The organism is Flavobacterium aestivum (assembly GCF_026870175.2).
Classification (GTDB): Bacteria; Bacteroidota; Bacteroidia; order Flavobacteriales; family Flavobacteriaceae; genus Flavobacterium; species Flavobacterium aestivum.
The window spans coordinates 2,171,471-2,184,366 of the sequence record NZ_CP113977.2 but is presented as its reverse complement, the minus strand read 5'-3'; the positions used below and the strand labels follow the sequence as shown (position 1 = coordinate 2,184,366).

Annotated in this window: 14 protein-coding genes; 11 read left to right on the top strand and 3 right to left on the bottom strand. The window is 32.3% G+C overall.

The window, feature by feature from the left end; genetic code table 11:
- Nucleotides 1–118: 118 nt before the first annotated feature.
- From pyrF to prfA, 3 genes are all read right to left on the bottom strand, one after another.
- On the bottom strand, nucleotides 119–946 hold the full coding sequence (pyrF, locus tag OZP08_RS09465; protein ID WP_268849389.1) for an orotidine-5'-phosphate decarboxylase: 828 nt from the start codon (nucleotides 944–946) through the stop codon (nucleotides 119–121).
- A gap of 120 nt (nucleotides 947–1,066) precedes the next feature.
- Nucleotides 1,067–3,268, bottom strand: coding sequence for a DUF5723 family protein (locus tag OZP08_RS09460; RefSeq protein ID WP_268849388.1), 2,202 nt, complete (start codon nucleotides 3,266–3,268; stop codon nucleotides 1,067–1,069).
- A 143-nt stretch (nucleotides 3,269–3,411) separates the two neighbouring features.
- Nucleotides 3,412–4,488 (bottom strand): peptide chain release factor 1, encoded by a 1,077-nt coding sequence (gene prfA / locus OZP08_RS09455; RefSeq protein ID WP_281323560.1) that lies wholly within the window; start codon nucleotides 4,486–4,488, stop codon nucleotides 3,412–3,414.
- A 603-nt stretch (nucleotides 4,489–5,091) separates the two neighbouring features.
- Between prfA and OZP08_RS09450 the strand changes: the two genes are divergently transcribed.
- The 11 genes from OZP08_RS09450 to OZP08_RS09400 all read left to right on the top strand — a co-directional run bounded on the left by OZP08_RS09450 (nucleotide 5,092) and on the right by OZP08_RS09400 (nucleotide 12,774).
- Complete coding sequence (locus OZP08_RS09450; RefSeq protein ID WP_268849387.1) at nucleotides 5,092–5,508, top strand: hypothetical protein; 417 nt, start codon at nucleotides 5,092–5,094, stop codon at nucleotides 5,506–5,508.
- A 329-nt stretch (nucleotides 5,509–5,837) separates the two neighbouring features.
- On the top strand, nucleotides 5,838–6,554 hold the full coding sequence (locus OZP08_RS09445) for a hypothetical protein (RefSeq protein WP_281323559.1): 717 nt from the start codon (nucleotides 5,838–5,840) through the stop codon (nucleotides 6,552–6,554).
- Between the two features lie 256 nt (nucleotides 6,555–6,810).
- Nucleotides 6,811–7,284: a hypothetical protein gene (locus OZP08_RS09440; RefSeq protein ID WP_268849384.1), complete on the top strand. Its 474-nt coding sequence runs from the start codon at nucleotides 6,811–6,813 to the stop codon at nucleotides 7,282–7,284.
- Nucleotides 7,284–7,805: an exonuclease domain-containing protein gene (locus OZP08_RS09435; protein ID WP_268849383.1), complete on the top strand. Its 522-nt coding sequence runs from the start codon at nucleotides 7,284–7,286 to the stop codon at nucleotides 7,803–7,805. The genes OZP08_RS09440 and OZP08_RS09435 overlap by 1 nt, the downstream gene beginning before the upstream one ends.
- A gap of 505 nt (nucleotides 7,806–8,310) precedes the next feature.
- Complete coding sequence (locus OZP08_RS09430; protein ID WP_268849382.1) at nucleotides 8,311–8,454, top strand: hypothetical protein; 144 nt, start codon at nucleotides 8,311–8,313, stop codon at nucleotides 8,452–8,454.
- A 229-nt stretch (nucleotides 8,455–8,683) separates the two neighbouring features.
- Nucleotides 8,684–9,172, top strand: a complete 489-nt coding sequence (locus tag OZP08_RS09425) for a DUF6985 domain-containing protein (protein WP_268849381.1) — start codon at nucleotides 8,684–8,686, stop codon at nucleotides 9,170–9,172.
- A 205-nt stretch (nucleotides 9,173–9,377) separates the two neighbouring features.
- Entirely contained in the window at nucleotides 9,378–9,746 is a 369-nt protein-coding gene (locus OZP08_RS09420) for a VOC family protein (RefSeq protein WP_268849380.1), read from the top strand.
- Between the two features lie 189 nt (nucleotides 9,747–9,935).
- Nucleotides 9,936–10,349 (top strand): hypothetical protein, encoded by a 414-nt coding sequence (locus OZP08_RS09415; RefSeq protein WP_268849379.1) that lies wholly within the window; start codon nucleotides 9,936–9,938, stop codon nucleotides 10,347–10,349.
- 197 nt (nucleotides 10,350–10,546) lie between these two features.
- The gene (locus tag OZP08_RS09410; protein WP_281323558.1) at nucleotides 10,547–11,158 is read left to right on the top strand and encodes a hypothetical protein; all 612 of its coding nucleotides are present in this window, start codon (nucleotides 10,547–10,549) and stop codon (nucleotides 11,156–11,158) included.
- Nucleotides 11,159–11,339: 181 nt separating this feature from the next.
- Entirely contained in the window at nucleotides 11,340–12,026 is a 687-nt protein-coding gene (locus tag OZP08_RS09405; protein ID WP_268849377.1) for a hypothetical protein, read from the top strand.
- 211 nt (nucleotides 12,027–12,237) lie between these two features.
- Nucleotides 12,238–12,774 carry a hypothetical protein gene (locus OZP08_RS09400; RefSeq protein ID WP_268849376.1) on the top strand — a complete coding sequence of 179 codons (537 nt, stop codon included), beginning with the start codon at nucleotides 12,238–12,240 and terminating at the stop codon, nucleotides 12,772–12,774.
- Nucleotides 12,775–12,896: the final 122 nt, after the last annotated feature.

Sequence of the window (12,896 nt, the reverse complement as noted above, 5' to 3'; positions counted from 1 at the left end):
TTTCGCAAAGAGCAAGAAGAAGACACAAAGCTTCACAAAGTTATTTTAACACAGATTACACAGATTTTCTCAAATTAATCTATGTAATCTGTGTAATCTGTGTTAAAATAAATTCGTGTTAATTCGTGCAATTCGTGTTTATAATGTTCTCCATCTCCTGTTGCATTTTCAAGGCTTCGGCTCTAGCTACATCGGCAAAATCGGTTCCGTTTGAAGCATAAATTATTCCACGAGATGAGTTAATCAGCAATCCAATATTATCATTCATTCCGTATTTACATACTTCCGAAAGGCTACCACCTTGCGCTCCTACACCAGGAACAAGCAAGAAGCTATCTGGTACAATTTTACGAATTTCGGTAAAATATTCCGCTTTAGTAGCACCAACCACATACATTAGATTCTCACTATTTTTCCACGTTTTAGAAGTTTCCAATACTTGTTTATAGAGTTCTGTTCCGTCAACATTTAGAGTCTGAAAATCAAAAGCACCTTCGTTAGAAGTCAAGGCAAGCATGATTGTATGTTTGTTTTCGAAAGCCAAAAACGGCTCAACAGAATCTTTTCCCATATAAGGAGCAACGGTTACACTATCAAAATTTAAATCTTCAAAAAAAGCTTTGGCATACATGGATGAAGTATTCCCGATATCGCCACGTTTAGCATCAGCAATGGTAAAAATTTCCGGATACTTATCGTTGATATAGTTTATGGTTTTTTGCAGTGAAATCCATCCTTTTATTCCATACGCTTCATAAAAAGCGGTATTCGGTTTATAGGAAACCGTAAGGTCATGAGTGGCATCAATAATAGCTTTATTGAATTCAAAAATAGGATCTTCAGTATCTAATAAATGCTTTGGAATCTTATTTAAATCTACATCTAAACCTACGCATAGAAATGATTTTTTAATTTTAATTTGTTCGATTAATTGTTGTGTTGTCATTTCTGTTGTTTTTTTTAAGCTCTTAAATTTAGGAGCATTAGTATTCTTTTTTAGAAGAAATGCAAAAATAAAAAAAGCCGTTCAATTAAGAACGGCTTTTTTTAGAATTAAAAAACAAAATTATAGTTTTCCTTCATGTACAGTACCAACGTGTATAACTTCGGTTCTTCTGTTTGCGGCTCTACCTTTTGCTGTTTTATTGCTAGCAACTGGTTTAGATGATCCAAACCCTTTGTATGATAAGTTAGCTGGATTAACACCTTTTGCAATTAAAGCATCCATAACCACTTTTGCTCTAGCTTCAGAAAGTTTTTGGTTTGCTTTAGCATTACCTAAACTATCTGTGTGCCCTTCGATAGAGAATTTAGCATTTGGATAGTTTTTAAGAATTTCTTTAATAGCATCCAATCTTCCGTCAGTTTGTCCTTTATCTGCAGATTGTAAAACTGCTTTTCCAGTTACAAAGAATACCGATCTTGCTTGAACTTTAAGTTCTTTCAATACTTCTTTTGTTACTTCTGGACAACCTTTATTACTTGCTAATCCAAAAACAGTAGGACAAGCATCTTCTTTGTCAGACACACCATCTTTATCAGCATCATTTTCTGGACAACCTCCGTCTGAAGCTAATCCTTTTTCGTTAGGACATTTATCATCTTTATCCAATACACCGTCTCCATCTGTATCTGGCCATGGACAACCTTTATTTTCAACTGGTCCGGCAATTTTTGGACACTCATCTTCATTGTCTAAAACGGTATCTTTATCAGCATCTCCCCAAGGACATCCTTTATTTTCTACAGGTCCAGCAACTTTTTTACATTTATCATCTTTATCAAATACACCATCTTTATCTGTATCTGGCCAAGGACAACCTTTATTTTCAGCAGGTCCTGCAATCGTTGGACACTCATCTTCTTTATCTATAACTCCATCCCCGTCTTTATCTTTAAATTTCTTTTCATATACTGGAACTTTGAAACCAAAATATACGTCTGCCGCTTTTGATTCTTTAGAAAGCCAGTTTGTAATTAATGAGCTAGACCCAACAAACATTGGTCCAAAGCGCAATCCTGTACCTACTTGCATTCCGCTATATTCCATATAATTTATAGGAAGAGAGAAAGTAAACCATCTTGTTTCATAACGTGGTGTCAAAATCACAGTATTTTGTGAACTTGTTTTACCTAAAGCAGATTTATCTACTAAACTAAGATTTCCATTTAAGTTCAAATAGAATTTCTTGTACATGTTCCAATCTGCATCCAAATGCAATACAGTAGGCAAACTAGCTTTTACTGTTTTGTAAACTGTAACTGGAGTTCCGTAATGTTGAGTCAAAAAGTCTCCTAAGTTATCTGCATCATCAATATCTTTTTGAGAAACTATCCCATTGATATTGTAAGTGTCGATTTTTGAATTCTTATAATTAATAGATCCTAAATCTGTAACAGACAAACCAAAACGCAATTTGTATTTATTCAAGTCTCTAAAATTATTATCTACTGCTTTCGCTTTAGACAAATCATAAGACTCATAGTCTGGTCTCCATTCGTATATTAAACCAAGATCAGCTCCGTATCCTTTAGAATTTCGATCGAATTTCACATCCTCATCACCAGTAATAAAATCCTGGCTGCTTCCTACAGTAAGTGTTCCTGTAGTGGTCAATGTGCTTGACAAAGGATTATTGGTTTGATTAAATGCTGATGTTACATTATCTCCTTTAGCATAAGAGTTTATTCCTCCAACTAAATATTTGGCTGTCAAACCTCCTTTAAGGAAATGTTGTTTGCTTTGCCATAAAACAGCTGCATAAGAAGCTCCAACTTCTGCCCAAGTATGTCCTGCTGCATTTGGACTTCCAACATTGATGTTAAAATCGTTAGCATCATCTAAACCATCTTTTATTTGATTGTATAAATCTCCGTTTATATTAGTAGCATTCACAACTGCTCTTGCGCGAGTATAAAGAGCAACCGAATGTTTTGGCGCTATATTAAACATGAAAGATGGCCCCATCACGTCAGAATACACAATTGCACCATTATTTTTAGAAGGTGTTCTTACACCATCTTTATTAGCATCATAAGAGCTTTTTGATAAGTCAAACAAACTTATACCGTAAAAATCATTGTTTAAGGAACTACTGGTAGAGAATATATTGACATCTGTTTTAAAACGAGAATCAACAATAGACGCTGGGTTAAAAAGTACTCCTTGCACACCTGCATAATTATCAGGAATATACCCCATATACGACTGGGCATTTGCTTTTACGACTGAAAACAGAACGAATAAAAAAAGTAATGACTTTTTCATTAAATTGATTTTAGATTAATATTAAAATTGGGGTTGTATTTATTTTTAGTAGGATTTTGATTTATTTAATGTGAAAAAAGCACAAAAAAACACTTATTTAGTTTTTCACAACTAAATAAGTGTTACTATTTAATTATTTTTTATCAGAAAACCTCGCTAGCTTCTTTTAGTTTTTCCATGTTGTTAACCAACTGTAATTCGTCTACAATTTTTTGAATATCACCATTCATGATATTACCCAAATCATATAATGTTAACCCAACACGGTGATCAGTCACACGTCCTTGAGCATAATTATAGGTACGAATCTTAGCAGAACGGTCTCCAGAACTTACTTGAGAAGTACGTTTTGATGCATCTTCAGCTTGTTTTTTAGCTAATTCCATTTCATACAAACGAGAACGCAAAACTCCTAAAGCTTTGTCTTTATTCTTGTGTTGTGATTTTTGATCTTGACATTGCGCCACCAATCCAGTTGGAATGTGGGTCAAACGCACTGCCGATTTCGTAGTATTTACCGATTGCCCTCCAGGTCCTGATGAACAGAAAAAATCTACACGAACATCGTTCATATCAATTTGTACATCAAATTCCTCAGCTTCCGGAAGTACCATAACTGTCGCTGCCGATGTATGTACACGTCCTTGAGTTTCTGTTTGTGGTACACGTTGCACACGGTGAACACCCGCTTCAAACTTCAAAGTTCCGTAAACATCCTCTCCAGTAACTTCAAAAATGATCTCTTTGAAACCTCCCGAAGTTCCTTCGCTCATATCTACTACAGAAGTTCTCCAACCTTGTCCTTCGCAATATTTAGTATACATTCTGAATAAATCTCCTGCAAAAATACTCGCTTCATCTCCACCCGTTCCAGCACGAATCTCTACCATCACGTTTTTCGCATCTTCAGGATCTTTAGGAATCAGCATAAATTTGATTTCCTCCTCCAATTGCGGCAAACGTTCTTTTGCTTCTTCCAGCTGCATTTTGGCCATTTCTACCATTTCGGCATCACTACCATCAGTTATGATTTCGTTCGCTTCATCAATATTTGCCAAAACTATAACGTATTCTTCTCTCTTTTCAACCAAGGCTTTAATACTTTTGTATTCTTGGTTAAGCAGCACATAGCGTTTTTGATCAGCAATAACATCCGGCTGAATAATCAAATCCGAAATCTCATCAAAACGCTGCTTTACATATTGAAGTCTATCTAACATTTTCTATTTCCTTTTTAATGGACTGCAAAATTACAAAATTTTTATGGAAAATTCTACCATTAAAATTTTGAGTTTTTCAACCTAAAATTTCCAATATTTTTTAATGGATTTATGATGCTTTTTAGGAGCTGGTTCCTGCTGTTCGCTGTATCTTTTTCAGGCTAAAGGAGCCAGAAAAAGGATGCCGCTTCCATCAGGGCTAGCGCATTGGTTTTCATAACAACAAAATCGCTTACAGTTCAATGTCTACTGCTTAGTATCATCACAAATCTATCCGAAAGCTGAACCGATTTGCAATCTTTTCATAAAAAACATATGCATAATAGCAATAAAACAATCTTATTTACACTCACGTGAACGACAAAAACATTCGAAAAATAATCAGTCCTCTAGATAATCTATAATACAATTTTTCCTATTTTTGAAATTCAGATAAAAATACACTATCAACAACATAAAAAAACGCAATGCGCATTTTTATATTGTCGGATTTAAACAATTAAAAACCAATAATTTAAAAATATTCCAACTTTAGTAGTTGCGTATATTTATGAGTTGGCAGTCAGCTTGTCAAAAAAAACAGAAATCCGAAAAATATAATTTATGTCATATATTAAAGAATTAACTGAAGCCCACGATACTATAAAAGGATTAGCTTTAATTTTATTCTTAGTTCCATTTTGGTATATAGCAATATTTCTATTTAATAATGAGTTTTATCAAAAATCTGAATTAATATTAATTATTTCGTTCTGTTTAGTTTTTAGCTTTTTATCATCTATTTTATTTGCATTACTTTTAATGTTAACGAATGATGACACTTCTAAGCCATCAATATTTTTACAAGATATGGTTGGGGCAATATGCATATTAATAATATGGATATCTTCTTTGATATTTATTATATATTCTTTGGGATTTTTATTTAAAATGTATATTTATTTTTATTGGTTTGTTGTTATTTACTTCTTCCCAATTTTTATTGGTTATATTTTAATGTTTTTATTCCAAAAAAAGTAATTAGTATAAACAAGAATAACAAATAGAATAATTGTCAATATGTAATTTTTCACAAAAATATATTTGTTTTTTCATATTTCAGAATTAAACACTTACAACTTAAAGCAGTGCGGAAACGTAATCAAAATTGGAATAAATAAAAAGCCGAACTGCCAACAGCTACTACAACGGATTTGGGCAATTGGCTTAATGAAATGATGGTTTTGTATTTGAATGATTTGCTTCGCCTGTTCGCTATCGCTCGGGTGGCAAATCCGAAGAATGGGCTTAATTTAGTCCCAAACCCGCTGTAGTACCAGAACGTTAGGCACAATTATAAAACAACACTTATGAGTTCAGAAAAAATAATTGAAATAGTAATAGAAGTAATTTTATTCCTGATTGCGTCATATTTTATTTTTTATAAATCTTGGTTGACTTCTTTAGGAAAAGAAGTTGCTAAACTTACAACGATAGAAGAACTTACAAGATTGACTGAAGCTGTCAAAAAGGATTTTACTGAAAAAATTGAAAGCTATAAAAGTAAATTAAATGAGGAATTATCTTTGAAAATTGAACCTTTAAAATCAGAATTAGCAAAAAACAATATAACCCATCAAATACAATTTAGCTTCTTGCATCAAGAAAGAGCTAAAGTCATCTTGGAGTTATATAAAAAACTAATTGAACTACATTCTGCAATGGTTGATTGGACAAATTTTATGCATCCTATTATTGAAGACGCAGACAAGGAAAGTCAAGAGCGTTCTAAACGAGCAAATGTTGCTACTAACGACTTCAAAAATTTTTATTTGGTCAATAAACTTTTCTTTTCAAAACCTTTTTGTGATTATATTGATGGAATTTTTAATGAATATTGGGATAAAGGTTGGGAATTTGGATATAGTCAAGAAAGAGTTAGAAGCGGACAACTAACTGCTGAATATTTCAAACACTATTCCGACGAAATGTCAAAAATATCCAAAGAGTTAAAGGAAAATTTACCAACTAAAATAGCTGAAATAGAGGATAAATTCAGAAAAATGCTTAACGTAGAAGAAGAATAACTGTGCCTAACAGCCACTACAACGGATTTGGGCATTTGGCTTAATGAAAAAATGGTCTTGTATTTGGATGATTTGCTTCGCCTATTCGCTATCGCTCGGGTGGCAAATCCGAAGAATGGGCTTAATTTAGTCCCAAACCCGCTGTAGTACCAGAACGTTGGCAGTAATTTAACCGATGAAGTTCTATAAATAGAATATTTTTATATTAAAACACTTGAATGAAAATGCAAAAAAGTTAATTAAAATCTAATACAAAATGGGACACTTTACAAGATGTCAATTAATTACAAAAGATAAACTGAATCAAATACCGGTTGAAATAATACATTTTTTTAATAACGATTATATACATTTTCCCATTGAAATATATTACGGAATGGATGATGTGCGAAATGAATTTGGTCAATATGAAACAACAGACGATTTAATTCAAAATAAATCAAATCTTTCAATACAGACTTTTGAAATTATAGAACTTATTGAAATGCTAGGGATAAATACTTTTGTAATGGAATTTATGGAAGATGTTGGTGATTGGTATCCACCTCTTGAATTCATCCAGTTTGTAGTGATAGATAGGAAAATACTAAAGGAAAGCATCATAAGTAACGTAGATGAAAACGGTGACGCATATTGTGAGTCAATTTTAGGATATGATGATAACTATAATAATGTACCTTTTACATCTTATGATAATGCCAAAAGAGAATATTTAAAAAATATAGGATAATGAGTTATATAATGGTTGACATAGAATCAGACGGACATATACCAGGAGATTTTTCAATGATTTCCTTTGGCGCAGTAATAGTAAAGGAGAATTTAGATACAACTTTTTATGGTAAATTAAAACCAATTTCTGAAAATTGGATTCCAGAAGCATTAGCTGTTTCAGGACATACTAGAGAAGAGACTTTAGAGTTTGACGATCCTAAAGAAGTTATGGAAAATTTTGCTAAATGGATAGCGGAACATACTAAAGGTCAACCCGTTTTTATTAGTGACAATAATGGCTTTGATTGGATGTTCATTTGTTGGTATTTCCATCATTTTATCGGTAGAAATCCTTTTGGACATAGTTCTCAAAATCTAGGAAGTTTATACAAAGGACTTACTAAAGACACATTCGTTAATTTTAAACATTTGCGCAAAACAAAACATACGCACCACCCAGTTGATGATGTAAAAGGAAATGCAGAGGCACTATTAACTATGAAAAATGAAATGGATTTGAAGATAAGCCTAAAATAAACTACTGCCAACAGCTACTACAACGGATTTGGGTAATTGGCTTAATGGAAATATGATTTTGTATTTGGGATGATTTGCTTCGCCTGTTCGCTATCGCTCGGGTGGCAAATCCGAAGAATGGGCTTAATTTAGTCCCAAACCCGCTGTAGTACCAGAACGTTAGTAGCAAGCGTAGACCAAAATTACTTTCAAAATTAAATATATGGAAACTGAACAGATTAAAGAAAAATTTCAAACCGAACTAAAATGGTCAGGCTATTATTTTATTAGTTCCTTCATTATATCTTTTACATACACTTTTTTCAATAACCTCATTTTTAATCAAACAAGACAGCCTTCAGTTATTTTACTGTTTTTAAACATCATTGTTTTTTTATATTGTTCTTCTAAATGTGTTATGGAAATAAGACGTGAAAAAGTTGTTAGTTTCATTTTAAGACTATTCATAACATTAAATATCCTTCTAATCTATTACTTCCTTTACTCATTACTTACTATAAAAAATATGAGCACATCGGTAAGCGATACTACGTTTATAATCCCGAAAAGAGAAATAGAAATTAAAATGGCTACAGGAGATATCTCCGACAGCAATAGTAATTTATTAAAAGATTTTATCACATTTATGAAAATAAAAAACAAACAATAAACCAATAACGCCAGCTACTAACAGCTACTACAACGGATTTGGGTAATTGGCTTAATGGAAATATGATTTTGTATTTGAATGATTTGCTTCGCCTGTTCGCTATCGCTCGGGTGGCAAATCCGAAGAATGGGCTTAATTTAGTCCCAAACCCGCTGTAGTACCAGAACGTTGGCGGTAATTTTGCAGAACCGACGACAATGAATAAAACATCAACAAAAGCAAAGATAATATGATACATAAATATTGGGGGAATGTAGAAGAAGATTGGGCAGGATTTTCGTCCGACACAACTTTCTCAAATCCATTTTTTGACAAGCAAAACGTTGAAATTTTTTTAGGAGAAGAATATGACGAAGATGGAGAAGAAATTGAAGAACTTCCGACCGAAAATCAATTGACAGAATTTGCAGAAACTTATCAAATGTTTATAGAGAATATCGAAATGAATATCAGAAATATTCAAGACAAAGCATATGAAAGATATTTAAAATTATATGCACATTTCTATGAAAATCCTGAAAAATCAGGCGAACCAGCATTAAACATTGACAATACTGACAAACACAACGACAATATTAAAGAGATTATATATTTGAGGGTTTTGGACGACAAAACAATCAAATTATCTATTCGCTATAAGTTGGACACAGAACACGGACTTGAATTTAAATTTGTAGGTGGACAAATAGCTAATGTTGGAGGAATTGCAGAAACATAGATAAAAACTACCGCCAACAGCTACTACAACGGATTTGGGCATTTGGCTTAATGGAATGATAGTTTTGTACTTGGAATGATTTGCTTCGCCTATTCGCTATCGCTCGGGTGGCAAATCCGAAGAATGGGCTTAATTTAGTCCCAACCCGCTGTAGTACCAGAACGTTAGCGGTCATTGTACAACTAACTCCCCAAAAACAAACATAATGATAAGAAGCGAACCAATAATAGCCGTAAAAAACATTCCTGAAAGTTCTGAATTTTATCAAAACTTATTAGGTTGCGACAGTGGACATGGAGGAGAAACTTTCGAAATTCTAACAAATGAAAACGTCGTTATTTTGTGTCTTCATAAATGGGGAGAACACGAACATCCCACTATGTCAAACCCTGAAAAAGAAATTGGAAACGGATTGATTTTATTCTTTCGAGTTGATAATCTAGACCAAGTATTTAAAAATGCTAAAAAACTAAACGCAAACATTGAAAGAGAAATCCATTACAATGAAAACTCACTTAAAAATCAATTTATTTTAAGAGATTTAGACAATTATTACTTAATGATATCTGAATAAAATAACGAACCGCTAACAGGGGTTTTGCAATTGTGGGGCGAAACTGCAAAGTTCAAGAGTTGTTCTTCGGTTCAACTTTTGTGCAAAATTAAAGTTTTGTGCTTCGATTGTCCCACCATCGCAAAGCCCCGAACCGTTGCGCGACATATTAAAAAAACTAAACGGAAATAATGAAAATCTAGATTTTAAATGAAGAAAATATTATACTTAACATTAGGCCTGTTATTGGGAATAAACTTTAACTCAAAAGCTCAAAATGTATCACAAACCAAAACCGAATTGACCAAAATTTTATGTAAAACTTGGAAAGCAGATTACGCAATAATGAATGGAATGAGAATAAATCAATTACCAAATAATATTGCCTTTGAATTCGAGTTTAATTCTGATAACTCCTATGTCGTTATCAAAGAAAAAACTAAACAAAAAGGAAAATGGACTTTTAATGAAAAGAAAAAATATATTGACCTTTCAAACAATAACAAAACAAATTCGCGCATAACTAAAATTAATGAAAATGAACTTATCTTAGTTTTAGTTTCTGAAGGAAAAAGCAATCCTCCTAGTTTGCCAAATATGGAAGTATATTGCAAAACTAAATAGAAAATACGTCGCACAACAGCTACTACAACGGATTTGGGCAATTGGCTTAATGGAAAAATGGTTTTATATCTGAATGATTTGCTTCGCCTGTTCGCTATCGCTCGGGTGGCAAATCCGAAGAATGGGCTTAATTTAGTACCAAACCCGCTGTAGTACCAAAACGTTAACTGTAATTTAGATCAACATTTGTCTTGCCCATGATGACATTCAAGGAAATCGATCAAAAAATTCTTCATTACGAAGAAGAACTTGAATTTGCCGTGAACTTATTAAAAAGTATTCCTCAACTAAATACTAAGTCTACCATTATCTCTGAAAATAAAAGAATGAAAATTGAATTCTTTTGTTTTGCAACTACTAGTTATATTGATTTACTCTGCACATATCGAAATCTAAAACGATCTAAGTCAGACTGGGAAAAATTCTACAATATTAAAATCGCTTATCTATTAATATATGAAACAATAAACACTTATCATAAGTATAAAAGTGACGTTTATAAAACTGTCACTAAAGAAGAACAAGAATTTTACCGTGGCTTTTTTGACATGCTGAACAGAGAACTTGCAGAATTCAAAGAAAATTATAGTTACGATGATGTAATGGCCAAAATCAGAAACAAATCTACAGCACATTATGATAAAGATTTCTTAGTCTTTTTTTCTAGCTATGAAAGATTAGCCGAACCGAAAACTAAAGAAATTATAAGAGATTTTTTTCACTTTCTTAATCCTTTACATTATTTCACTTTTGGTTTGCTTCAAGGAAAAATCGATCAATTTTTATTTATAAATAGTTGGTTATCATAAACTACAGCTAACAGCGGTTTTTCGCAATAGCTACTATCCATTCCGCCGGAAACCGTTAGGTTTCCGAAAATCTTTCATTACGCAGAATATTTTTCTTAAATTTACTGCTACTGCGCCTAGCCGCGGAACGTTGGTGATAATTTTAGAATACCAAAGAGAATTCATTAATTTAATTTAATAAATGATAGAAGACGATAAAAAGATTTTGGAAAATTCAGAAGAAATTTTCAATTGGACTTATCCAGGTGCAACTTTGTACTATAAAGATTGTGATTTAAAAAGTAATGTACTTAACCAATTTAAACAAGGCCAAATTTTAAGAAATGGATACTTCCTTGATGTAAGTTGGAAAGGCGGAGGAATAGTTAAAAACACACGATTTATTATTGCATCCTCAAAAGCTGCAAAGTTATACGAAATCAATCCAGATGTTGAAAAATATGGGCACTGTTGTATTAATGCCAATAGTTATTTTAAAGTTCTGAATATATACAAATTAAAGGATAAAACACAAATTTTTCTTTTACATATTCCTGCTAACGGTCTAGATTATTTTTCTAAAGTTTCTTCCAATTTTGATCAACAATTTATTGATAAAGCTAAAAAAAGTTTTGACGATAAAATTGAAATGAATCCTATTCCCGAGTTATTGGAAAAAAGATGGATTGAAAGAACAGATTTTCCAGTAGGAATGGATGGCTATAATAACTTCTATCCTCTTGAAACTATTACACCTATTCCAAAACAAGGAGAGCTATTGTATAGTGGAATCAGAAACTTAACAAATGATAATTCTGAGATAAATAATTCCAAAATTAAAATTGAAGATAAGCCAAAAGGTTTTTGGAATTCACTATTTGGAAAATAAAAACTACAGATAACAGTTACTACAACGGATTTGGGCAATAGGCTTAATGGAAAGTTGTTTTTGTACTTGAATGATTTGCTTCGCCTATTCGCTATCGCTCGGGTGGCAAATCCGAAGAATGGGCTTAATTTAGTCCCTAACCCGCTGTAGTACCTGAACGTTGGTGGCAAGATTAAACCAAAATTCCTAAAGAACATTTATCTAAAAAAATATGATAAAAATAATTGACAACATACTTCCTTTTTTATTCATAATTGCAGTTGTATCTTTTATTGTGTTTATTATACTTGGAATTGGAAACAAAGTATACGAGTCAGGAGAATCAAACGTGATTTTTTTTTCTAAAGGAAATAAATATTATAGAGTTTCAGCAATTTTGACAATTTCATCGTTTATTTCTATTTTTAGTTTAAGCTCTTTTCAAAGTAAATTGAGTCGAACAGAAATAAAAGAAAAAATTGAAAAAATTGCTGACAAAAATTATGAATTAATAATAAATGATACAATCAGAAAAAATGATAATTTGTTGATTGATATAAAAAATATTAAAAAAGAAACAGGTCAAAGAAATACCGGCTCATTGGAAATCAATGTGAAAATAAAAAACAGAAATGAAACAATTAACTTAATGTTACTTCGAGATTTCGATATAAAAACAACATATTGGGTTTTTTATAAAAATTATGCTTCAACAACAAAGAATTGTATTGGAGAAATAAATACTGAAACCTTGAATGAATACCAATAGAACATAATAAATCCATCCACCAACAGCTACTACAACGGATTTGGCAAATCCGAAGAATGGGCTTAATTTAGTCCCAAACCCGCTGTAGTACCAGAACGTTAGCTGTCATTTTTGCCAGCTGG